Annotated in this window: 16 protein-coding genes; 7 read left to right on the top strand and 9 right to left on the bottom strand. The window is 64.2% G+C overall.

The window, feature by feature from the left end; genetic code table 11:
- Positions 1-466: 466 nt before the first annotated feature.
- Positions 467-1240 (top strand): response regulator transcription factor, encoded by a 774-nt coding sequence (locus tag LB518_RS07000; RefSeq protein ID WP_224574857.1) that lies wholly within the window; start codon positions 467-469, stop codon positions 1238-1240.
- 281 nt (positions 1241-1521) lie between these two features.
- On the opposite strand, the gene LB518_RS07005 is transcribed toward LB518_RS07000, so the two are convergent.
- The 8 genes from LB518_RS07005 to LB518_RS07040 form a co-directional block, all read right to left on the bottom strand.
- The gene (locus tag LB518_RS07005; RefSeq protein ID WP_224574859.1) at positions 1522-2523 is read right to left on the bottom strand and encodes a hypothetical protein; all 1002 of its coding nucleotides are present in this window, start codon (positions 2521-2523) and stop codon (positions 1522-1524) included.
- A complete protein-coding gene (locus tag LB518_RS07010) occupies positions 2520-3695 on the bottom strand; it encodes a DegT/DnrJ/EryC1/StrS family aminotransferase (RefSeq protein WP_224574861.1) in 1176 nt (391 codons plus the stop codon). The genes LB518_RS07005 and LB518_RS07010 overlap by 4 nt, the downstream gene beginning before the upstream one ends.
- Entirely contained in the window at positions 3692-4675 is a 984-nt protein-coding gene (locus LB518_RS07015) for an SDR family NAD(P)-dependent oxidoreductase (protein WP_224575744.1), read from the bottom strand. Before LB518_RS07015 ends, LB518_RS07010 begins: the two co-directional genes overlap by 4 nt.
- 27 nt (positions 4676-4702) lie before the next feature.
- Positions 4703-5818: a DegT/DnrJ/EryC1/StrS family aminotransferase gene (locus LB518_RS07020; RefSeq protein WP_224574863.1), complete on the bottom strand. Its 1116-nt coding sequence runs from the start codon at positions 5816-5818 to the stop codon at positions 4703-4705.
- Positions 5815-6843 (bottom strand): Gfo/Idh/MocA family protein, encoded by a 1029-nt coding sequence (locus LB518_RS07025; protein WP_224574865.1) that lies wholly within the window; start codon positions 6841-6843, stop codon positions 5815-5817. Before LB518_RS07025 ends, LB518_RS07020 begins: the two co-directional genes overlap by 4 nt.
- The gene (locus LB518_RS07030; protein ID WP_224574867.1) at positions 6831-7388 is read right to left on the bottom strand and encodes an acyltransferase; all 558 of its coding nucleotides are present in this window, start codon (positions 7386-7388) and stop codon (positions 6831-6833) included. The genes LB518_RS07025 and LB518_RS07030 overlap by 13 nt, the downstream gene beginning before the upstream one ends.
- A gap of 325 nt (positions 7389-7713) precedes the next feature.
- Positions 7714-9882 (bottom strand): right-handed parallel beta-helix repeat-containing protein, encoded by a 2169-nt coding sequence (locus LB518_RS07035; RefSeq protein WP_224574869.1) that lies wholly within the window; start codon positions 9880-9882, stop codon positions 7714-7716.
- On the bottom strand, positions 9879-11219 hold the full coding sequence (locus LB518_RS07040) for an O-antigen ligase family protein (RefSeq protein WP_286198626.1): 1341 nt from the start codon (positions 11217-11219) through the stop codon (positions 9879-9881). Before LB518_RS07040 ends, LB518_RS07035 begins: the two co-directional genes overlap by 4 nt.
- 438 nt (positions 11220-11657) lie before the next feature.
- Here LB518_RS07040 and LB518_RS07045 point away from each other — a divergent pair, with 438 nt between their 5' ends.
- The 4 genes from LB518_RS07045 to LB518_RS07060 all read left to right on the top strand — a co-directional run bounded on the left by LB518_RS07045 (position 11658) and on the right by LB518_RS07060 (position 17427).
- A complete protein-coding gene (locus LB518_RS07045) occupies positions 11658-12869 on the top strand; it encodes a polysaccharide biosynthesis/export family protein (protein ID WP_224574881.1) in 1212 nt (403 codons plus the stop codon).
- Between the two features lie 79 nt (positions 12870-12948).
- Entirely contained in the window at positions 12949-14058 is a 1110-nt protein-coding gene (locus tag LB518_RS07050; RefSeq protein ID WP_224574883.1) for a glycosyltransferase family 4 protein, read from the top strand.
- Complete coding sequence (locus LB518_RS07055; protein ID WP_224574885.1) at positions 14043-15212, top strand: glycosyltransferase family 4 protein; 1170 nt, start codon at positions 14043-14045, stop codon at positions 15210-15212. The genes LB518_RS07050 and LB518_RS07055 overlap by 16 nt, the downstream gene beginning before the upstream one ends.
- An 82-nt stretch (positions 15213-15294) precedes the next feature.
- Positions 15295-17427 (top strand): GumC family protein, encoded by a 2133-nt coding sequence (locus tag LB518_RS07060; protein WP_224574887.1) that lies wholly within the window; start codon positions 15295-15297, stop codon positions 17425-17427.
- Positions 17428-17523: 96 nt separating this feature from the next.
- Here LB518_RS07060 and LB518_RS07065 read toward each other — a convergent pair whose 3' ends face one another.
- Positions 17524-18561 (bottom strand): hypothetical protein, encoded by a 1038-nt coding sequence (locus LB518_RS07065; protein ID WP_224574889.1) that lies wholly within the window; start codon positions 18559-18561, stop codon positions 17524-17526.
- Between the two features lie 322 nt (positions 18562-18883).
- On the opposite strand from LB518_RS07065, the gene LB518_RS07070 reads away from it, so the two are divergent.
- Positions 18884-21253 carry a glycosyltransferase family protein gene (locus tag LB518_RS07070; protein WP_224574891.1) on the top strand — a complete coding sequence of 790 codons (2370 nt, stop codon included), beginning with the start codon at positions 18884-18886 and terminating at the stop codon, positions 21251-21253.
- A complete protein-coding gene (locus LB518_RS07075; RefSeq protein ID WP_224574893.1) occupies positions 21250-22731 on the top strand; it encodes a lipopolysaccharide biosynthesis protein in 1482 nt (493 codons plus the stop codon). The genes LB518_RS07070 and LB518_RS07075 overlap by 4 nt, the downstream gene beginning before the upstream one ends.
- Positions 22732-22830: the final 99 nt, after the last annotated feature.

Here is a 22830-nt window from a genome sequence, read left to right on the forward strand (position 1 = left end):
CGAGGTTGGGCCGGTTGCAGCATACACCCGCCGATTGCTGCGCCGCGAGGCGACTGTACAGTCATCCAGTATAAATAGGCTGTGATCTCAGCCATATGCCGTTGACTAGAGAATCGGTTGGACTTCGATGGATAAGAATATTATGCTGCACCGCACTATCGATGTCGCAGGGCATCATTTTATGCGTCGAAGGCCAGAGATGCGCGATTTAACCATGATGGTGGGCGCGATAAGGCCTTCGGATGTGGCTGATATGAGTAGTTCATTTGGTGGAAGAGGGGAATAAGCCTCATGTCGGTGCATCTCTACCGCGATCGAGGTTGATAGATTTGTGGAACTGCTATAAGTTCCATTTTGTTAAGCTTTCGAACTCGTCCCCTACCGACGGCATTTTTCGGACGAGGAGCAGAGGCCACTGGGCAGGGAATTATTCGACACACTAACAATCGGGTATGTCAAAATGTTGATGAACAGGGATAAGTCCGTTCCACATAAAATGAACCTGATTGAAGCACTGCCGGTAGACGCTATCGATAGTGGTAGAAATGAGGATGATCTGTCAGAAAATTCTTATACAAAGGACAGTATCTCCATTATCGATGAGAATGCGTTTGCGCGGGATTGTCTGGCGCGGTGCCTTTGCGATATCGAACGCGACTGCGCCATCCTGACATTCGCCGATGTGGATGAATGGCAGCGGTTTGATCGAGGCGTAGGGGGATCCATCGTACTACTTTGTGCGGTGGGAGCGACGGCAACTGAGAATGTGCTTCATCGCGATCTGGCAAGGATGAAGATGATCGATCCGCTGGCTCGGTTCATCATCATGTCGGACAGCGAAAATCCGGATCAGATGCTGGATGCGATCGAGCATGGTGCCAGCGGATATATTCCGAGCAGCATCAATCTCGATGTGGCCGTCAAGGCTATCAGGCTGGTTCGTGCCGGCGGGGTGTTCATTCCGGCCAGTGCGCTGCTGAAGAGCCGTTCGGCCGCTGATCAGGTGGCCTCGCGCAAGGAAGGCGAGCGCTCGCTCTTCACGGCGCGGCAGGCGGAGGTCGTCAAGGCGCTGCGTCGCGGCCAGCCGAACAAGCTGATCGCCTATGAGCTCAATATGGGGGAATGCACCGTCAAGGTTCACATCCGCAACATCATGAAGAAGCTCAACGCCCGAAACCGGACCGAAGTGGCCTTCATGACCAACGGCATGTTCCTTCCGGAAGGGGACTCACCGCGCTAGGCTGACAAAGGGTCGCGACGGGGATGCGGGCCCCTGCCGCGGCCGCTGGATCATCTTGCTGAGGCTTTCGGGGAAGCCTCGATGGTCCATAGGCGATCACGCATCGACAGATTCAGCCTGTGCCGGGTCGTAACCGGATTTCGCCAGGCAATGGCGGCACGACGCTGGCTGCCTGGCAGTCTGGCGCGCGGGCGGCCCACCTCATCCGGGCAAAGGCCGCGCTGATCGCTGCCACCGGCATGCCGCCGGCGCGATTCTATGCTGGGTTTTGCGTTCGTTCGCTATAGAAGCGAAGCGATGCCGTCTGCGGGCTGCGGCGCGCCGCGATAGACGATCTCGGCGGCCTTGAGGCTGCCAGCCTGCAGGCGAATGATCGGCTCCGGACCGAGGCGGTTGAGCAGGATGCCCATATGCCCTCGGCCGGGTTCAGTCAGGGGCCAGAGGCGGAGGCCGGCTGATCGTGCGGCGGAGCGGTCGATATCGCCCCAGAACTGGGCCAGCAGAGCGCCAGGCGCGCGGCGGGCAATCATATCGAGGGATGCCCGCCCAAGGGGCCGCTCGCGCGGCGTCAGGGACAGGAGCACGGCATCCCAGGCGCCCTCCCGCATCGGCGTGATATCATCGAACAGCTCGGCCGTGGCGCCGGCCTCCTGAAGTCCCTCGATCAGAAAGTCGGCGAAGGGATTGTCGCAGAGCACGGCAACGCGCTTGTCGGCGACGTTCAGGTCGCCATCGCGCAGCAGGCGCACGCAAAGCGGCCCCAAGAACGGGAACACGGCGACGTCGGGGTGACGCTCGTTGACTGCGGCGATGCGGATCCCGCGGTCGCGGCAGGCCTGCAGATCGAAATCGGTCCCACGAAACTCCCACGCCTCGAACATCAGGGCGATCACCGCCTCATGCGGCAGAAACCTGATGATGTCGCGAGTGATCGGGCGAAGGCGGCCCGAATTGGTGAGAATGCTGCAGCTGTTCAAAGCTGCCGTCGAAATCCCGATGGAGAAGGATATCCGCGCTTCGACGCCGGCGATCCGGGCCAGCCTGCGCGTTGCCTCGATCGCGTCGCGGGCGCTGCCGTGATGAACGGTATCGCGCGCGCAGGCATGCACCTCCGCGCCGGCGATCGCTGCGATCACGGCGGTGGAGGCATAGGCGCCCGTCGCCGCCTCGGTGACGACTTGAAGCTTCGAGAGGTCGAGCTGCAGGATGTCGATGCGGCGCCTCATGCTGTGCAGCATCTCGTCCTCGAGGCCGGGATTGGTTTCCGCGGGTTCCAGCGTCATGAGGATTGGGTCGCCAGGACACGGGAGCGGGCGGATTTCTGAACCGCATCGGCGAGCGTCTCGATGACCTTCAACTGCTCCTCATTCGTGAGCTGAGGATAGAGCGGCAGGATGATCGACTGGTCGCGGGCGATTTCCGACCGGCGCAGCGAATGCGGTGTCGGCAGATCGGCATAGGCGTCTTCCATGTGCACGCACATGATGCCGCGGCGCGTGGAAATGCCTTCGTCGAGCATCGCCTGCATGATCGCGCGTTGATCCAGCCATGGCGCCAGCATCACGCAGTAACTCTGCCAGTTGGACATAGCCCAGTCCGGCTCGTGCGGCGCGATGAGGCCATCGATACGCGCGATCGCCGCGGTGTAGATTTCGGCTTTCCGCCGCCGTGCGGCGATGATCTGTGGCAGTCGTTTCAGCTGTTCGCGCCCGACGGCTGCCTGGATATCCGTCATCCGGTAGTTGAAGCCGCGAACCGGATAGCTCTCGAAGACGACCTTGCGGCTGTCATGGCGCACCGTGTCGGAAACCGACATGCCATGCTGGCGCCAAAGGCGGAAAAGCGCGTCCCATTTCGGATTGCGGGTCGTCAGCATGCCGCCATCGCCGACGGTTAGCACCTTGCGGGGATGAAAGGAGAAGCAGACGATATCGCCTTGCGGCGCGCCGATCGGCTGCCAGTCGGCTCCGACGCGGATCTGCGATCCGATCGCGCAGGCGGCATCCTCGATGACGGGGAGCCCGTGCGCGCGGGCGACGCGCATGATGGAGCGCATGTCGCATGGCATGCCCATCTGATGCACGCAGAGGATTGCCTTGGTGCGCGCGGTGATCGCTCGCGCGATCAGCTTCGGATCCATGTTGAAGCCGTCGGGTCCGATATCGACGAAGACGGGCGTCGCGCCGCATTGCCGGATGGCGTTGGCGGTCGCGATGAAGGTGTGGCTGACGGTGACGACCTCGTCGCCTTCGCCGATTTCGAGCGCCAGCAGCGCGAGATGGAGGGCGACGGTGCAGTTGGACACGGCGCAGGCATGCTCGACGCCGACAAGCGCCGCGAATTCCGCCTCGAAGGCGGCCACCTGCGGCCCTTGCGTCAGCCAGCCGGAAAGGATGGTCCGGCTGGCCGCGTCGGCTTCCTCCTGGCCGAGCAGGGGTTTTGCGATCGGGATCACGATGCCATCTCCTCGAGCTTCTGGGCCTGCATCTCGCTGCGCCACCAGGCGACGAGATCGGCGATCCCTTCCTGCTTGTCGACGAGCGTGCGGAAACCGAGCGCCGCTTCCGCCGCGGTGGTCGAGGCGAGCCGGCGCGGCACGGGATTGATCGCGCGCGCTTCCTGGTGGACCGGCTGCAGGGCCGGCCGCCCCATGGCGACGGCGAAGATCCGGGCGAGCTCAAGAAGCGAGGTTTCGGTGCCCGATCCGACATTGAACACCGCGTCGGTGGCAGGCGCACAGGCAGCCAGGATGTTGGCGCGCGCCACGTCGGTGACGTGGATCATGTCCATCGTCTGCAGGCCATCGCCGAAGATCAGCGGCGGCTCGCCGGCTTCGATGCGCTCCATCCAGCGGACCATGACTTCGGTATAGCGTCCGTGAATATCCATGCGTGGGCCGTAGACGTTGAAATAGCGGAGCGCGACATAGTCGAGCCCGTACATATCGTTGAACGAGCGCAGCAGGCCCTCTCCGAAAGACTTGGCAGCGCCATAGAGCGTCCTGTTCGCGTAAGGATGATCGCTCTCCGTGGTCGGGAAATGCTCCGCCATGCCATAGATCGATGCCGACGAGGCCATGACGACCTTGCGAACCTTCAGATCGGTGCAGAGGCGCAGCAGCTGGTAGGTGGCATCGACCATGACCTGCATCGCCTGGTCCGGTTCGGCAGCGCAATGCGTGATCCTGAGCGCCGCCTGATGAAACACCGTATCGGTGTTGGCGACGAGCTCGCGCATCAGCCCGGTATCGCGGATATCACCTTCGATGACCGCGACCCGGCCGGATTCGAGGGCGCCGGCGAGATTGGCCATCCGCCCGCGCACCATATTGTCGACGACGACGATCTCGCGGCAGCCTGCGGCCACCAGTTGATCGACGATGTGAGACCCGACGAAGCCGGCACCGCCGGTCACCAGGACACGCGCCCCGTTCAGCATGTTCACGAGTGTCTCCTCAAGCGTTCAGGCGGTTCGGACGAGGTCCTGCATCGTCGCCTCGTTGACGACATCGATGATGAAGGCGACCTGGTCGTCCGTGAGTTCGGGAAAGAGAGGCAGCGACAGCGATTGAAGGGCCAGCGCTTCCGAGACCGGGAAGTCGCCGGCGTGATAGCCAAGCTGCGCATAGGCCGGCTGGAGATGAACCGGCACCGGATAGTGGATGCCCGTCGCTATGCCGGCATCGCCGAGCGCAGCCTTGAGATCGGCGCGATCCGCGGTCCGGACGGCATAGACGTGGCAGGCGTGGTCGAGGCCGATTGGCCCGGCGGGAAGGCCGAGCGGGCCGCGAAGTCCGTCGTGATAGAGGTTGGCGACGCGCCGGCGCTGGCTGTTCCAACGGTCGAGATGGGGCAGCTTCACATCGAGCACTGCGCCCTGGATCGAGTCCATCCGGAAGTTGAAGCCGTGGCGGACATGGTTGTACTTGCCCTCCTGGCCCCAATCGCGCAGCGAGCGGATGACGGCCGCGAAGTCGTCGCGACTGGTGGTCACGATGCCGCCCTCACCACACGCGCCGAGATTCTTGCCGGGATAGAAGCTGAAGCAGCCGATATCGCCGAAGGCGCCGGCGCGCGTGCCATCGCGTTCGGCGCCATGGGCTTGCGCGGCATCCTCGATCACCAGCAGGCCGAGAAGGCGGGCGATGGCGCAGATCGACGCCATGTCGGCCAGCCGTCCATGCAGATGGACGGGCATGATCGCCTTGGTCCGGCTGGTCACCTTGTCGGCGATGAGTTCGGGCGCCATCGTCCAGGTGACCGGATCGATATCGACATAGACAGGTGTCGCACCCGTATAGACGATGGCAGCCGTCGTCGCGACGAAGGTGGCCGGCACCGTGATCACTTCGTCGCCCGGCCCGATGCCGGCGGCGAGAAGGGCCAGATGCAGCGCCGATGTGCCGGAATTGACCGCGACGGCATGGTCCGTACCGCAATAGGCGGCGAAGTTGTCCTCGAAGCGCTCGACGCGCTCCCCGAGGACGAAGTTGCCGTCGCGCATGGCCGCGATCACGGCGGCCTCGAGCTCCGGACCGATCGAGGCATATTGCGCGCGAAGGTCGAGAAAGGGGATCATGATGCACGCCTCAGGTCGACAAGTTCCATCGGTTGGCCGCGCAGTGCGGCCGAGCGGGTGGCCGCAGCCAGCATCTCGACGACGCGCAATCCGCTTTCGCCGTCGGAGGGCGGCCGGCCCTTGCCTTCGATGCTGTGAACGAATTGCTCGATCTCGGTGACGAGCGCTTCCTTGGTCGAGATCGCCGGGGCCCACATCTCGCCCATGCGATAGGAGACGCGTCTTTCGTGGACGTTCTCGAGGTTCTCGGCGAGGTCCACGCCGCGATCATAGACTTTGATCTTCTCGCTATTCTGCATGTCGTCATAGATGATCATGCGCTGCCGGCCGCTGATCAGCGTCTGGCGGATTTTCACCGGCGACATCCAGTTGACGTTGAGATGCGCCATGGCGCCGTCGTCGAAATAGATGGAGAGGTGGGCCATCGTTTCGGGGCTGTCGGGCAGGAAGGCCGCGGCGCTGGCCGAAATCGCGACGGGGCGAGCATCGATGAGAAAATCGAGGATCGCGAAGTCGTGAACCGCAAGATCCCAGATGACGCTGACGTCTTTCTGGAGCAGGCCAAGGTTGACCCGCGTCGCGTCATAGCAATAGACATCACCGATCGAACCATCCGTGATCAGATCTTTGATCTTCCGCACGGCACCGGTGTAGATGAACGTGTGATCGACCATCAGGGTGAGCGAGCGGCGTGCCGCCTCCTCGACCAGCAGCGCCGCCTTGAAGACATTGTCGGTGATCGGCTTTTCGACGAGGACATGCTTTCCGGCGCGGAGCGCGGCGAGGGCCATGTCGAAATGCGTGCTCACCGGCGTCGAGATGACGACGGCGTCGATCGACGGATCCGCGACGAGATCGCGCCAATCGGTCACAAGCCGTGCCGAAGGATGGCGGCGGCCGGCGCGCTCGAGCGCAGCCGGTGAGAAGTCGGCGATCGCGCAAAGGGCGGCAGCGTCGACTTCGGCGATCGCCCGGGCGAGGTTCGGCCCCCAATAGCCGTATCCGATCAGACCTATGCCTGGCATGGTTCGTTCACCTCGGCTCCAGAATGTCCGCCATTCGTGTTTCGCAAACTGTTGGGATGCGGCGCTTCCGGTCGTCCGAACCGCACGTCGCCGATGACGCGCGCAGGCACGCCGGCGACGATCGCGAAGTCCGGAACATCCCGCGTGACCACCGCCCCCGCGCCGACCAGGGCCTGGGCGCCGATGGTGACGCCGCAGACGATGGTCGAATTCGAGCCGAGCGAGGCGCCGCATTTCACCAGGGTCGGTGTGCACTCCCAGTCGCCATCGCGCTGCAGCGAGCCGTCCTCGTTGGTCGAGCGCGGATAGAGGCCATTGGTGAACATGACGCCATGCGCCACCATCACCTCGTCCTCGATCGTGACACCCTCACAGATGAAGGAATGCGACGAGATCTTGCAGCGCCGACCGATGGTGCTGCCCTTCTGGATTTCGACGAAAGGTCCGACCCGTGATCCAGCGCCGATCTGGCAGCCATAGATATTGACGAGATCCGGATAAGAAATAACGACGTCGTCTGCGATGATGCTTGAATTGATCGGCATCGTTGAGCGGCCCTCGGATCGTGAGATGTTGTTGCCGTTGCTATCGAACATCTTTCAAATAGCCGGTTTCCGGAGCCCTGAAACCCGACCAAAACGGGCATTGCCCGATGGGGCGCCGTCTACTTCCTATGGTGGATCGAGGGCTTCCCGGCGCCATCCATCCGGCGAAGGGAGTATGGTCCGGGAACAAGGCAACGCCAACGAGCCGCCCCAGCAATGGGCTGACGGGGCCCCGACGGCCGAATGACGGATGCATGGGACTTCGATGTTGTGTGCTGTGCGTCCGATGGGTAGTCCGCCGGGCCACGGCGGAGCCCTGACGCGACTATGGCGTCGGTGCCGGCGAGGCAGCGGCTGCAGGCGCCGGCAGGATGATGCTGTCTTCGTCGATGCCGGCGCGCTGCAGGTCGGCGAGGCTGCCGAATTGGCCTGACGACATGACATCCGGCTGATACTGGAAGCTGCGGTCGTTCAGATTGCCGCTGTAGCGATTGCGCGCAAAATGGACATAGCCGGCGCCGTGGCCAGGCGCATAGGCCGAGGCGGCGAGGCCGTTCTCGGCGGTGACGGCGACGCTGTTATCTTCGATGCGGTTCGGCTCGGCCCAGTCCGGATGCCAGTCGCGGCCCGTTCCGTCGTCAATCCGGAAGGCCGAACCGGCGCCGCCGAGGATATTGTTGCCACGGACCACGTTGCTCCAGCCGCCATTGATGCCGATGGCCGATACATTCTGGGCAAGGGTATTGTCCTCGATCAGGACGCCGCTGGCCTTGCCATCGAGATAGATCGCCCAACTGATGGGGGTCGGCCATTCGCTGGTATTCTCGTAATGCGCCGGCCAAAATGTTCCGTCCGCCCGGTTCATCAGCTGGTCGGTTCCGGTGATCCGGTTGCGGCGGATGATGCTGTCGAGCGAGTCGGCCTGCATGCCCATCAGTTTGATGGCGCCGCCATCCGCCGTCTGCTGATTGGCCCGGCGCAGTTCGTTGTCTTCGATGACGGCGTCGTGGACACTGTCGTCGGCCCCCCAGATCGAGCCGCCGGCTATGCCGAACTGCGCCATATCCTCGATCAGGTTATGCGCGATCCTGATCGTGTCAGCCGCCTGGAAGAACACGCCGGCGCTCTCGAAATACACCGTCCCGATGTTGTGGATGCGGTTGGCAAGAACCCGCGCGCCGATCGATTTGCCGAACTTGCCGTATTCGGTGCCGATATAGATGCCGTTGCCCGCGACATCGCCAATCTCGTTCCCCGCGATCAGAACGTCGGCGCTCTCGGAGACATGGATGCCGACGCCAACATCGGCGATCACATTGTTGACCAGCGCGACGCCGTCGGCCTGTTCCAGCCTGATCGCGCCGAAGCCGCGCGTATCGGTGCCGAACTTGCCGCTGCCGAGCGGCGCGCCGTCGCGAAGCGTCAGGCCGGCGATCAGCATTCCATCGGCCTCCTGCAGCCGGAAGAAGGTCGGCAGCGTGCCGGCAACGACGCTGGCGTTCGCAAATGACGGATCATCGTCAAGATAGTCGAGCCTCCCAGCGGCGGCATCGAACCACCATTCGCCGGAGGCATCGAGAAAGGCCTCGGCCCCGGCGAGAAAATAGCGGCTCCCTTCGGCGGTGAAGAAATAGCTCGTCCCTTCCGTATGCACGGTATCGGTCGCGGCATCGATGGAGGTGACTGGCAGCGTGTCGCTGCCCCACTGGCTGCCCGGGCTGAACCCGCCGACGATATGGGCGACGACCCCGCTCGGATCTGCGATTTTTGGCAGGTCGCCGGGGTGAAATCGAAACGAGGTGTTTCCCTGCCAGGCATCGGCGGTCGGCTTGGCCGCGAACAGCCAGCCCTTGCGCGGATCTCCATCGACCGGTGCGTTGGGATAGCGCGCGAGCGGACGGGCCACGCCGTTGACGAACAGCGACAGGATGCGGCTGTCCCGCTTGGCGGGCGGCAGCGTGGCCGTCCAGCGGCCGGGGGCCGTCTCCGTCCATCCCGCGACGAGCGGCCCGCCATGCAGAACCGGTGTCTCGCCGCAGGCCGCGACGAGCGCGAGACCCTTGTCCTTGGCGTCGAAAAGGATGGGCGCCGTCAGATAATAGTCGCCGCCGCCAACCACGATCCTTCCTGGAACGACCGCCGCGCGCACAGCATCGCGTGCAGCCTCGATGCTGGCAAAGGGCCCGTCGCTTCGCGTGTCGTTCGGCTTCGCGAGACGGCCGCTCCAATCATCCTGGCCTGCCGGCGAGACATGAAACACGACGTCTTGTGGTGGCGATGCGGATCCCTCGGTTCTGGACGGCAGCCGGCCGGCCTCGGGACCGCATGGCCAGGCCTTGCCGAATTCGGACGCGAGCTCGGGCGGAAACGACCGGCCGGGTGCCACCATCTGCGACGGCGCGGCGTCGTCGCCCGCCGTCTCGGCCGAAGCACCCGGAAGCCAGGCGCACAGCAGAACGCCGGCAAGTGCCGCGGCGGCGGGAACGCGGCTCATGGGTTTTTCTCGTCGAGGTCGATGGCAGGGGGCGGCGTGGTCGAGGACACACGTTCTGGCGTTGGCCGGACGACCTGGTCCGTGCGGACAGGGGCATAATAGGAGAACATGATGATCGCGACCGCGAACATCGTGGCGATGCAGTCATTCTGGTTGAGGAACAGGCTCTCCGTCAGGTTCATCACGAGAACCATGATCAGGAACACGTTGAGCCACAGCCAGCCCTCTTGAGGCGCCCGGCATTGCAGAACGGCGCCCTGGTGGATGGCGCGGATCACGACGCCGGCGAATAGCACGATGCCGCCGACGCCGAAGCTGAGCAGGATATCGCGATAGCCGTTATGCGCATGCGGAGGCGTCCAGCCCACCTTGGCCCAGATTGTCCAGGCGAGCGGATTGGCCTCTGTCCAAAACGACTGGAAGCCGAAGCCGAGCAACAGATGCCGGCTGATCTCGACATCGACCAGTTCCCAGAGCGGCACCCGGCCCGTCAAGGTCGCGTCCTTTCCCAGCGCCACGAGGAGGGGTACCAGGAATTCGTGCAGCACGACCAGGATCAGCGCCGCCACCTGGATCGTGACCAGTACGAAAACGACCCGCGTGACGCCGCGTACCTTCGGCAGCGCGGAATAGATCACATAGACGCACGCCGCCGACGTCGTCGCGATGATCGCTGTCATCGAAGTCGACCCGGCGAGGCAGGCAAGGCCCGCGAACAGCAGGAAAAGCGCCGTTCTTCGGAAACCCATCGACCCATCGATCGCGACCACGGCGGAAACCAGCACCAGGATGCTGGCATACCAGCCGAGCGTGTTCTTGTTGAGGAAGACCCCGCGGATCGAGCCGTCGAGGGGCATGCGTGCGTAGCGCGGGGAAACAACGACGATGCCGAGGCTCGCCACGATGCAGATGCCGAGCGAGATCATCATCAGCAGCAGAAGCTGGCGCGGCGTGAACCGGATTGCCAGCAGATAAGCGAGGAGGATGCTGAACAGCAGCCCGATCGCGCGCCGCAGCGTCGTCGACGGGCTGACGGACCAGACCACGGAAACAAGCGGCAGCAGTGTCAACAGCTGGAGCGGCACGTTGCGCGCGAGCGCGATCAGGAATGGCCGCACATTCTGTGACAGGATCAGGAGCGTGAATGCATAGACCGGCAGCGACAACAGACGCAGCTTCGCCTTGCCGGCATCGCTGAGCTCGCCTTCCGGCCCCGCCATCAGCAACGGAAAGAACGCGCCCGTCTGCAGCAGCAGGCACACGCCCGCGCCCCATAGCTCTATGGTTCGCCAGCGTAGCGTCAGCCTGCCATCCGCCCGTTCGGTCATCGATGTCATCGAGAGGACCTCGGTCTGCAGCGTCGCGGCACTGCGTTCATCCTGCGGCACATGCGGAGATATCCTCGGTCATCCGTAGTCGGACCGCCTTTCTGGCGACGGCACACAGCATCGTCCGTGGTGGCGGCGAGCGAAACGGAGCCAATCGAATCCGGGGCCGGCGCCAAAGGACGAGGGGCGGACGCCGAAAGCATTAGCCGCGAGCGACATTCGGCTGCGCCGTTTCACGAAGCTGATGACGATGGACGATGGTCGGGTCGGCGGCATGCGCCATATGCCCAACTGCGGCCGGCCCCGCATCTCCGCTAGTCTTTTCCTGTGGCCGCCGAATGTCGGAGGCCGCCTCAAAGCGTCCTGACACCCGCCGCTGGCGTGCCGCGAGGCCTGGCCCGACCGGTGCCTTTGGCTGAAGGACGATCTCGAGGGCGAGAGAACCCGATGATGCGCATTTGCCTTCCGATCCGGCGCCGGTTCGATTTTCGAGCTGTTCTTTTCGCCGCCCTCGCGCTTCTGGCGAGCATGTCGCCATGCTTCGCCGAGCTGCTGATCGAGCCGGGCGATACCGTTCACGTTTCCGTTGCCGACGCCTCGCGGTTCGATGGCGACCGCAGGGTGGATGTCGACGGCCGGATCATGATGCCCCAGCTCGGCGGCATTGACCTCAAGGGGCTGCGGCTCGACGAGGCCGGCGCACGCATCGCTGGCGAACTCATCAGGCGCGACATTCTGAAGGCGCCGAATGTCCTGGTCGAAGTCGTGAAATATCGCCCTGTTTATGTCGGCGGCAAGGTTCGGCGGCCCGGTGCGATCGACTTCGAGCCCGGCATGACCGTGCGCCACGCTCTCATTCTGGCGGGTGGCGCCGGCAAGGAGCAGGAAGAGAATGCCACTTCGGTCGATATCCCCGAGCTCAGGGCGAAATGGCAGACGACATCCTATCAGCTCCTGCAGGTGAACAGCCGCATCGCCCGCCTCGACGCCGAACTGGTCAGACGCGATACGGCGGCGCCGACCGCGGCACCGGGCGCCGTGCTGCCGCAAGACCGGCAGGCGCTCGTCGCGCTGGACAGCGATATTCTGAAGGACCGCCTCGAGACATGGACGGCGAACCAAGTTCACTTGCGCGATGCGCTCGCGCTCTACGATCTAGAGATCGACGTTCTGAACCAGCAGTCCACCCTGCAGGAGGGTGAGCGCAATCTGACTGGCCAGCAGGTCGAGACGGCCAGGGCGCTGGTCGAAAAAGGCCTCATGCCGTTGCCGCGCCTGCAGGAGCTGGAGCATGTGCAGTCACAGGCTTCGCAGGATATCCTGGAGAACCAGGCCTTCACGGCTCGAGCGCGGCAGAGCCGGGCGACCATCGCGCATCAGTTGAAGACGGCCGATATCGACTGGCGGATGGAGATCAGCCAGCAGAAGCGCGAGGCGATGATCGATCGCGCCCGGCTCAAGGCCGAACTGGAGGCGCTTTCGAGTCAGATCCTCAATGCCGGCGACGACCTCTCCGAGGCGACGGATCGCCAGTTTCAGACCGTCGTCGAGATCTATCGCTCCGTCGCGGGGCAAAAGAAGCCGGTCGCCGCGACGATGGATACAGAAATCATGCCCGGCGACATCCTCGACGTGTCCTTTGCGAAGGGCGCGGGCTGATGGCGATCTTCCATCACGCCCCGGCGCTCCGGACGCACGCCGAAGATCGCGACTTCGCCATATCAGCGGAGGCGGGGCGATGAAGGTGCTGATGCTGGTCTCGGAACTCGAGGACTACACGATCGCCTTCGTGAACGGCGTCGCGCAGCACCTGCCCGTGGTTCTCGGCGTTCCCAAGCGCCGCTACGCTCATCTCGCGCCGTGGTTCGATCCGGCCGTCGATCTGAGGCTGCTCGACTGGCCACGGCATCGCTCGCCGGCCAATCCGCTCTTTCTCCTGAAATTATCACAGCTTATCCGGCAAGAAGCGCCGACGCTGATTCATCTGCTCAGCAACTCGACGCTGTGGCTCAACCTTGCCGCGCCCTTCTGGCGGCCGATCCCGCTGGTGACGACGGTCCACGACGTTGACTTGCATCCGGGCGACGCGGACAGCCGCACCCTGCCGCGATGGGCGACCGAGCTGATGGTCCGCCAGTCAGGCCACATCGTCGTGCATGGCGAAGGTCTCCGGAAGATGGTGCTGGAGCGCTACGCTAAGCCTGCCGATCACGTGCATGTGCTGTCGCATCCGAGCATCCAGCGCTATGCCGACTTTGCGCGCAGCAGCCAACTGGCCCGACCCTCGGGTGACGAGGCCTTTCGTGTCCTCCTGTTCGGACGCATCTTCGCTTATAAGGGCCTCGAGCATCTGATCCGCGCCGAAGCGGCGCTCGGCGATGCGGTGCCGAACCTCCGTGTGACGATTGCTGGCCGCGGCGACGATCCCTGGGCGTTTCGCGCCCTGATGGGCCGCCCGGATCGCTACGACATCCGCAACCATTTCATCGACGATGCCGAGGTGGCGCAGCTTTTCACCGACACGGACATCGTCGTGCTGCCCTATACCGAGGCCTCGCAGAGCGGGGTCCTCAATCTCGCCGCTGCCTTCGGCAAGCCGGTCGTCGTGACCGATGTCGGCGAACTTCGCGCCAGCGTGACGCCGAACCGGCTCGGGCTCGTCGTACCCCCCGGTGATCCGCAGCAACTCGCCGATGCCATCGGACAGCTGGCAGGGAACTCGCAGCTTCGAGCCGAACTCGGGGCGAGCGCGCTCGCCTGGGCGTATGGCCCGAACGCGCCGAAGGCGGTTGGCGCCGCGGCGGTGTCGCTCTATCGCAAGGTGGTCGAAGAATGCGCGCCGAGCTGAACAACGTCTCCGAGGCGGCAAGCCCGCACGGCGCCGCCATTCCCTCCGGCGTCGACGGCAAACTGGCTGGCGCGCACGCGCTCTCCGTTCGTCACTATGTTGCCGGCGGCCGGGAGCATGGCGGTGGCATCGGACGCATGGCTGGCTATATCATCGACAGCGCCGGCGCTGACGGGATCACGCATGTCGTGACCGATACGCGGGGGACCCGGTGGTTTCCGCCGACCTCGCTGCCGCGCCTGGCATTTGCGATTCTGCTGATGGCCCGCGACCGTGTCTTGTCGCCCAAGCGGGTGCATCACATCCATGTGGCGGGCCGTGGCAGCACGACGCGCAAGCGTATCCTCGCGACAGCCGCGCGTTCGCTGGGATGTATTCATCTCGTCCATCTGCACGACTATGACTATGCCGCCGATTTCGAGGCCCGCCCGCCGGCGCGTCAGGCCTCGATCCGGCCGATGTTCACGGAGGCGGATCACGTCGTGGCACTCGGCCAGCGCGATCGCGAGACGCTGACGCGCTTGATCGGCGTCGATCAGCGCCTTGTCTCGGTTCTTCCCAATTGCGTGCCCGATCCTGGCGAACCGACGCTTCGCGATAGCGACGAGCCAAACATCGTGTTTCTCGGGCGGCTCAGCGAACGCAAGGGCGTGCCGGAACTGCTCCGGGCCTTGAGTCATCCCGCGATGATGCAGCTCCGATGGCACGCCGTTCTCGCCGGCGATGGACCCGTCGACGCATACAGGCGGGAGGCGGCGGCGCTCGGTCTCGCAGACCGGGTTCAGATGCCCGGCTGGCTCGGCCCGGACGAGACACGGACGCTTTGCGCGCGGGCCGATATTCTCACGCTGCCCTCACACGCCGAAGGCCTGGCCATGGCGGTCGTCGAGGGGTTGGCGCATGGCCTCGCGATCGTCACGACGCGGGTCGGTGCGCATGAGGAAGTCATCGTCGACGGCAGTTCAGGACTTTTCGTTCCGCCGGGCGATGTCGAGGCTCTGGCGAATGCTCTCGCCCGTCTCGTCCGTGAACCAGACACGCGGCGCGCGCTCCAGGCCCGCGCGCGCGCCACCTATCTCGCCCAATTCAGCATGACGTCCTACCGCCGGTCTCTGGAGCGAATCTATGAAACTGTCATTAATGGATACAGGTAATGGTACGCCCCCGATGACCGTCGCCATCTCGAAAAACGATAGTATATCCCGCAACCTGGTTCGCTACGCAGCGCCGGTAACCATGGAAGCACGACCGGAGGATTTTGATCTTACGTCGGGATTCCGTCTCATCCGGCGGCGCATCGTCTTCATCGTCGTTCTGGCGTTGCTTATCACCGCCGCGCTGCTGCCGGCGATCCTCGGCATCAAGCCCGTCTATCATGCCGACGCCCGCCTGATCATCCGCAATTCGCTGGCGAGTGCACTCGATGCTCAGGAGGCCGGGCGAACCGACACGCTGGAACTTTCGTCCGAGATCGAGCGGATGCTGGCGCGAAGCACGTCCGAGCGCATGGTGCGGGACCTCTCGCTTTCCGACCGGGAAGAGTTCAATCCGGCGCTGCGCCAGCCGGGCGTCGTCGCCCAGCTGCGCGAAGCCGTTCGCAATCTGATCGGCTCTTCGGCGGGAGCGCCGTCGCTGAGTTCGGATTCCGAGCGCGTGATCGAGGAATATGAGCGGGCTCTGTCGGTCAATCGCGACCCGATTTCCAATGTCATCCAGATCGGCTTCACCTCGCAGGACCCGCAACTGGCCGCGGCTGTGCCGAACCAGCTTCTTCGCGTTTATCTCGACGAACGCGGCGCCAATGAGCGCCGGCGGCTGGAGGCGACACAGCACTGGGTCGAAAATCGCATCGCCGAACAGCAGGACCGGGTCGAGGCGGCGCGTGCTGCGGTGCAGTCCTATCGCGAAAGCCGCGGCGCGATGTCTCTCGACGGGCGGACGGAGCAGGTCAGCGCGGCCGCCGATCTCAACGCCAAGCTGGGCGATATCGCGCAGAGCACCAAGGAGACGTTGACCACGATCGCGGCGCTGCAGGGCGCCGGTCGCGAGCAGGCCTTGCAGGAGATCGTCGTGCCCGATTCGGTCGCCGAATTGCAGCGCCAGGTAGGCCGCGAGCAACTCGATCTCGATCGACTGCTCAAGACCTTCGGCAACGGTGCCGATGAAGTCGCCAGCCAGAAGCAGAAGGTCGAAGCGACCAGATTGGCGCTGGATCTCGAGGTTTCGCGCTTTGTCCAATCGGAGCGCGCCAAACTCGCGAGCCTCAACCGCGAGAGCCGCGAGGTAAGCGAGGCGCTGCGACTTGCCGAAGATCAACTGGACCGCTCCGCCGTCGCGCAGGCCGATCTCGCGGAACTGGTCCGCACAGCGGCGACGGAACAAACCGCTCTCGACAAGCTGGAACAGAGGCGCCGGACGCTGTCCGACCAGGCGGCCATGCCCGAAACAGATGTCGAATTGCTGTCGCCCGCCACGGTTCCGCTGTTTCCGCAGGGGAGAGGGCGTCTCTTCTATCTGATCGGCGCAATGCTGGCCGCCGTTTCGATCGCCACCACCGTGGCCTTCATTCGCGAGATGCTCGACCAGAGGGTGCGAAGCGCCCAGCAGTTGAGCCGCCTGCCATCGCTGACACCGGCCGGCATGCTGCCGATCGCTCCCCGGCAGTCAGCGCAGCGCAAACGGGCCGGCGCGCGTCTCCGTTATGATGGCGCGTTCGGCGAGGCCATCCGATCCATCATCGTTTCGATGAAGCAGTCGAATGACGGTGTCCTGCCGGCCAGCCTCATCGTCAGTTCGGCCCTTGGCGGCGAAGGCAAGACGTTCGTCGCGCGCGTCCTGGCGGCCGAACTTGTCGCAGCCGGTCAGCCGGTCCTGCTGATCGATGGCGATCTCGTGCGCGGCAGCCTGAGCGCGGCGTTCGAACTCGAGCATGCGGAAGGGCTCAGCGACTATCTCTCCGGCGATGCCGACGCTGCTGCCATCATCCATCATGACGCCAGCAGCGGGATCGACATCATCCCCCGCGGCAGAGGGCGAATTCGCCGCGGCCTTTATCTTGCGGATCTATCGCGGCTGCTGAAGCTTGCCCAGTCCGAAGCGCGCCTCGTCATCATCGACAGCGCCCCGGTGCTTGCCTCGACCGATACTCTCTATCTGGCCGGGCAGGTCGAACGGACCCTGCTCGTCGTCCAATGGGCGCGGACGCGGATGCGGTCGGTGGAGTTTGCAGCCGACCGCCTCGAGGGGACGAGCAAGGGCGACGTCATGGTCGTCATGAACCGGGTCAACCCGAAGAAGCACAAGCTCTACGGGTTCAAGGACGCCGAGATGTTCGCACCGTCGATCCAGGCCTATCACAACTCTGTCTAGATCCTTTCACCGTCTGACACAGAGCCGGTGAAAGGATCCTCTCGTGCTTCATCGCTTCTGAGGCGCTCTAGGTGATCGGTGGCCGGAAGGTCACCGTCAGAGGTCGCGGAAGCTTCTGACATGAAGGAGCGAGATGAAGCGTGCGACCGCGAGCTGACGCTTCTTCGAAGCGATCTCGGCTGGCGTGAATGGCCATGTCGGACCATCGACAAACCGCCAATAGGCGAGGTGAGTCCGATTTGCCGGGAAGCCGCGGAGCGCATCGAAGATATAGTTGCGCTGCCACGGCTTCCTGAAATTGATGGCATGCGGGATGATCGTGTTGATCCATGGATATTGGCCCATGGCCTCGTAGCCGAGCAGTGCCAGCGGCGTATCGGTCGCCATGACCGCTGCGTTGAGCACGTCCTGGTCGCGCCGCGCAAACTCAAGCCGGCCGCCGGCGTCCTTCATCGTGGTCATGTCGATGCCGGTGCGTCCGGCGGCGTCCATCAGCGCCCGCCACGTCAGCACGAAGCGCAGATCCCGGCGGCTGAAACCGATGCACCCGCCGTTGAAATAGCCGGTGACCTCACGGCAATCGTAGCCATTGGCCACAGCGAGGTCGCGCCATGCGTAGCGATAGGCGTGGTGCGGCGACATGTTGCTGTCGGCGATATCGTGCACGAGGACGACGCCCCGCATCGCCCATTCGGCAAAGATCGGCCAAGGATGCGTCACGACGATATCTGAATCGAGATAATAGATCAGATCCGCTTCGGCGGCATGGCGCTCGGCGACATCGGCGATGAAATGCGCCTTGGCATTGTTGAGATGCCAGCCGCCCTCGACGATGACCATCCTTACGAGAACATCGGGCGTGATCTGGAACGATGTATCATCGCCATCCCGTCGGAAGGGGTCCAGCCAGCGGGGAAGCGCGCCGCGATAGCCGATGATGATCTCGCCCGCGAACCCGGCGCGAACCAGCGAGTTTACCAGCCCGGCGATGCCGAGGAGGTAGGAGCCTTCGCCAAGCGTGCAGACGACGTGTCGCGCAGAACGATCGGCTCTCGAAATGGCGGTGACGTTCCGCTCTCCAGGCGATAGCCCGATGTCCTGGTCGTCTCCTCCGGCACGGTCCGCGTCCTGCACATGCACCTCCCGATTCAGAAGTCGAGACATTGCCAACGACGTCAGGATCGCCGGCAAGCTTCGCCCTGCTAGCGAGGCGAGCACCGGAATATCCGAAGGCCTCGGCTCGAGATCAATTCAGCAGTTCTATTCGGCCCTTAGTACAAATGGGCTTCACCGATAGGATTACTTCTTCCACTGCGCGCTGGATGCTAGCCTCGAAATAACCCTGCTGATCATGGGCTCGTGACTTGCGCGCCGGACCTGCCAGACGACATGACGTCGCCGTGGCAATTGGCCGTGTGAGATCATGCATCTGGCACCTCGATGATGGAACGACGGCATGAACATCCACAGGCCGCCCGAGATGGTGCAGGCGCTGAAGCCCAAAATGCTGTTCTTCAGGACAGTCGATCGCAACATTTCGGCCTTCATCGTCGAGCACCTGAAACAGCAGCTGGAGTGCCTGCGTCTCTCCTTCGATGTGACGTTGATCGAGGGTGATTGCGACTATGATCGCCTGTGCGATCTGCATCAGCCCGACATCGCGATGTTCGAGTCCGGCATCTACGCGCGACGTTCGACGATCTCGAATGCAGTCAGCCATCCGACGGTTCGAAAAGTCGGCTTCTTCAATGGCGATCCATATTGTTCTTCGCGGCTGATCTTTCTCCAGGACATGCGCCGGCTGCAGATTCGCACCTACTTCACGTTGAGCACGCGTCTTTCCGAATATCTGACCGAGGAGGACGCGGACATCTTCTATTGGCCGAACTTCATCGATCCGGCGGTTCATCGCGACTACGGCTTGCCGAAGTCGATCCCGGTGCTCTTCACTGGCAGCCTCGCGTCCCACTATCCGTGGCGAAACCGCGTCCGCCAGGCGCTGGCGCCGCGCTATCCGATCATGAGCTGTCCGCATCCGGGCTGGTTCGACGCCCGGGCCGTCACGAAAGTTGCGACCGGAACTGAATATGCAAAGCTCATCAACGCCTCTCATGTGACGCCGACCTGCGGGACCATCGCCGACGAGATCGTGCGGAAGCACTTTGAGATTCCCGCCTGCCGATCGCTGCTCGTCACGGAGCGTACTGCGGGCACGCTGGCTGCGGGGTTTGTCGACATGGAGAATTGTCTCTTCGCCGAGCCGCAGGACGTCGTCGACAAGCTAGAGCCGCTGCTGCGTGATCCCGACAAGATGGCGGCGATCACTGATGCCGGCCACCGCCTCGCGCATGACCGCCATACGATCCATCATCGCGACCAGGTGCTGCAATGGTATCGCCTCAGCACCGCTGCCAGGGACGGCGAGCGGATCGTTCAGCCGACGCCCTTCGCGCCATTGTCGATTGCCGCGCCGGCCCGCCAGCCCATGGGGTCGGCTGGCTCGCACGGACGCTTGCGGCGATTGCTGGATGAAGCGCGTCATGCCCTGACCGCAGGGGACCATCGCGAGGCGGCCCGCGCCTTTGCCCGCTGTCTGCAATATCATCCGCTGCCGGAGGCTCTGGTCGGGCTGGCGCGCTGCCAGCTGCATCTCGGCAGGGCAGGCCAGGCTCAGAACTTGCTCGGCGACTGGATCGACGGCGTTCTTACCCGCTACGAGGCCGAGGCGCCGGATCCGGTCGAATATGCATTGTTGATCGAGGCTCTTCTCTGCGCGGGCGATGCCGACGAGGCCGTGCGCCGGCTGGCGCAGTTTCCGCGCCTTGTGCATTCCGAGATTACATGGGCAGCCGCCGCAACGGCGGCGCTTGGCGGGGACGTCTCTTTCCTCACCGGGGCGTCGGAGGGGCGTGCACTGAGCCCAACGGTGCATCGCGCCTTTGACGGCGATGCCGCAAGCTGGACGGCGGAGCTGGCGCAGATGATGACGGCATGCGGCCGCCCCGACCTGGCACAGCGGGTGACGGGGCTGGCGGATCCCGCGAAGACCGCGCCGGGGACTCAGCGGACGCCTCCGGCCCGTCCCTCGCAGCCTCGACGGCCGCGGCGTGATTTCATGGCGTCCCACCTTGCGACGATCGCCCGTCACAAGGCGCTCGCCCCCGTCGTGAAACGTCTCGCCCGTGCGATGACCCGAAATGGCCGGCTGCCGAAATTCGAAGCGCTGCCATTCGCGCGGCGGTTCCGAAAGTTCGACGATTTCGTCACTGAATTGCGCGACCTGGTTCCGCGCGTCGATGCGGCGCGCACGCTGATCGTTGCGAATGCGCCACCATCGATCTATCTCGACGAGTTCCTCTCCGGCCTCGCAGCCAATCCCGATCTCGGATCGCTGCAGGTCGTCGGGGGCCCCGCGATGTCGTCCCTTGACGTGGATCGCCTTGAGCGGCTGGGCGCGCGCGAGGTGCTGCATCTTCGGCTTGATGACGTTCTGCGCGGCGAACAGATAGCGCGGTTCGATCTGGCATTTGTCGAGGGCGTGCCTGCCGATATCCCCGGTCTCGGCGCCCTCTGCCTCGCCGCCGACCGCGTCATCCTCAGCGGCGTCAGCGACCCGGCCGCCTTTGCGCTTTGGCATGCGATGACCCGGGCCGGCACACATGCGCTGCTCGCGCACGACCCGGCCTATGGGGCGGGATATGCGATCTTCGAACGCTGGCGCAGCAACTCGCCTCCGCTTGGCCCAGCATCCTTGACGAGCTTCAGCGGAAGATCGCCGCCCTCCTCCCGAACGCCCCCAGGCACGCAAGCGATGTCGATCTCATGAGTGTCCGCCGATCCATCGTCTTCTCGGCGCTCGACCGCTATCTGACGCAGTTGCTGACGATCGGCACCACCATGGTCATGGCGCGAATCCTGACGCCAGCCGAGACGGGCCTGTTCTTCGTCGCGAACGCGGTGATCCTTCTCGCCGATAACTTCCGTGAGTTCGGCGTCAGCAATTACATCGTCCAGGAACGCACGATCAGCCGGGCCATGGTGCAATGCGCCTTTACGGTCACCTGCGGATTGTCCCTCGTGATCGGCGTCGGCTTCTATTTCGGAGCCGGCACGATCGCGGCGTTCTATGGCGAACCGCATCTGAAGCCGCTTGTCGAGGCCGCGACCCTCTCCTTCCTCGTGATTCCCTTCGCGACGCCCGTTCTCTCGCTGCTGCGCCGCGATCTCGCCTTCCGCGCGCTGGCCATCATCAATGTCATGGCCGCGGCGGGAAACGCCATCGTCACCGTGGTGCTCGGACTGGGTGGCTATGGTGCGATCAGCTACATGTGGGGCTATGTGGCGGCCAACGCGATCATGGCCTTTGCCGCCTATTCTTTCCGGCCTGAGCTTTGGATGTACCGGCCCTCGCTGTCCGGCTTCTCGCGCCTGCTCTCATTCGGCATGGCGTCGTGCTCCGTGACGCTCATCACGATGGCCTATGAGATGCTGCCGCGGCTCGCCTTCGGCAAGCTGCTCGGCTTCGATGCCGTCGGCCTCTATTCGCGCGCCATCACCGTCTGCCAATTGCCGGATCGCGCGATCGTTGCGGCCTTGCAGCCGGTGGTGCTGCCGGCGATGGCAGGACATGTCCGCGAGGGGCGTGGATTGAAGCCGGCCTATCTACGCGGCTTCGAGCTGATGTCCGCCGTGCAGTGGCCGATGCTGCTGATGCTGGCGATCCTTGCCGATCCGGTGGTGAAGATCCTCCTGGGCAGCCAATGGGGCGCTGTGCCGCCGCTGGTCCGCCTGATCTCGATCGGAACGATGGCCCTCGCGCCAGCATTCCTCACCTATCCGGTGCTCGTCGCCTCCGGACGGATCCGCGACACGGTCTATATCAGCCTGATCTCGGTGCCGCCTTCGATCCTCCTCGTCATCTTTGCGGCCAAGACCTACGGGCTGGTCGGGGTCGCGGCGAGCCTCCTGGTCATCGCGCCGCTCCAGATGCTGGTTTCCCTGCTCTTCATCCGGCGCGCCATCGGCCTCTCCTTCGGGGAGCTTGCCAGCGCGGCGCGCTCGAGCGGGTTTCTGGCGCTCGGCACAGTGCTCGTGCCCTGCATCATCCTGGTCTGGTCGCCGCGCGGCTTCGATCTCGACTGGCTCCAGACCGGCGGCGTCCTTCTGGGCGGTGCAGCCGGATGGGCCGCGGCGCTCCTGGCCGGCAACCATCCGCTCGGCAAGGAAATCGCTTCTGCCCTGGGGCATGTCGGCGCCGCCCTGCGCTTCGGCCGGCCGGCGGTGCCGGTAGCCAATCCCGAATGATCAGCTGCCGTCGCTCGCGGCCCGCCCGACTGCGGGCCTGAGAGCAGGCTCGATCGCGAGGGGCGGAGCGTACCCTACCCCCGATCCTCCGATCCCCCA

Source organism: Mesorhizobium sp. BR1-1-16 (assembly GCF_020165495.1).
Lineage (GTDB): Bacteria > Pseudomonadota > Alphaproteobacteria > Rhizobiales > Kaistiaceae > Kaistia.

Bases quoted from the DNA above. Each gene is read 5' to 3' on its own strand.
- LB518_RS07070 (WP_224574891.1), top strand. From the start codon at position 18,884: ATGAACATCCACAGGCCGCCCGAGATGGTGCAGGCGCTGAAGCCCAAA.
- LB518_RS07005 (WP_224574859.1), bottom strand. From the start codon at position 2,523: ATGACGCTGGAACCCGCGGAAACCAATCCCGGCCTCGAGGACGAGATG.
- LB518_RS07050 (WP_224574883.1), top strand. From the start codon at position 12,949: ATGAAGGTGCTGATGCTGGTCTCGGAACTCGAGGACTACACGATCGCC.
- LB518_RS07020 (WP_224574863.1), bottom strand. From the start codon at position 5,818: ATGATCCCCTTTCTCGACCTTCGCGCGCAATATGCCTCGATCGGTCCG.
- LB518_RS07075 (WP_224574893.1), top strand. From the start codon at position 21,250: ATGAGTGTCCGCCGATCCATCGTCTTCTCGGCGCTCGACCGCTATCTG.
- LB518_RS07030 (WP_224574867.1), bottom strand. From the start codon at position 7,388: ATGCCGATCAATTCAAGCATCATCGCAGACGACGTCGTTATTTCTTAT.
- LB518_RS07035 (WP_224574869.1), bottom strand. From the start codon at position 9,882: ATGAGCCGCGTTCCCGCCGCCGCGGCACTTGCCGGCGTTCTGCTGTGC.
- LB518_RS07045 (WP_224574881.1), top strand. From the start codon at position 11,658: ATGATGCGCATTTGCCTTCCGATCCGGCGCCGGTTCGATTTTCGAGCT.
- LB518_RS07040 (WP_286198626.1), bottom strand. From the start codon at position 11,219: ATGACATCGATGACCGAACGGGCGGATGGCAGGCTGACGCTACGCTGG.
- LB518_RS07025 (WP_224574865.1), bottom strand. From the start codon at position 6,843: ATGCCAGGCATAGGTCTGATCGGATACGGCTATTGGGGGCCGAACCTC.
- LB518_RS07055 (WP_224574885.1), top strand. From the start codon at position 14,043: ATGCGCGCCGAGCTGAACAACGTCTCCGAGGCGGCAAGCCCGCACGGC.
- LB518_RS07000 (WP_224574857.1), top strand. From the start codon at position 467: ATGAACAGGGATAAGTCCGTTCCACATAAAATGAACCTGATTGAAGCA.
- LB518_RS07060 (WP_224574887.1), top strand. From the start codon at position 15,295: ATGGAAGCACGACCGGAGGATTTTGATCTTACGTCGGGATTCCGTCTC.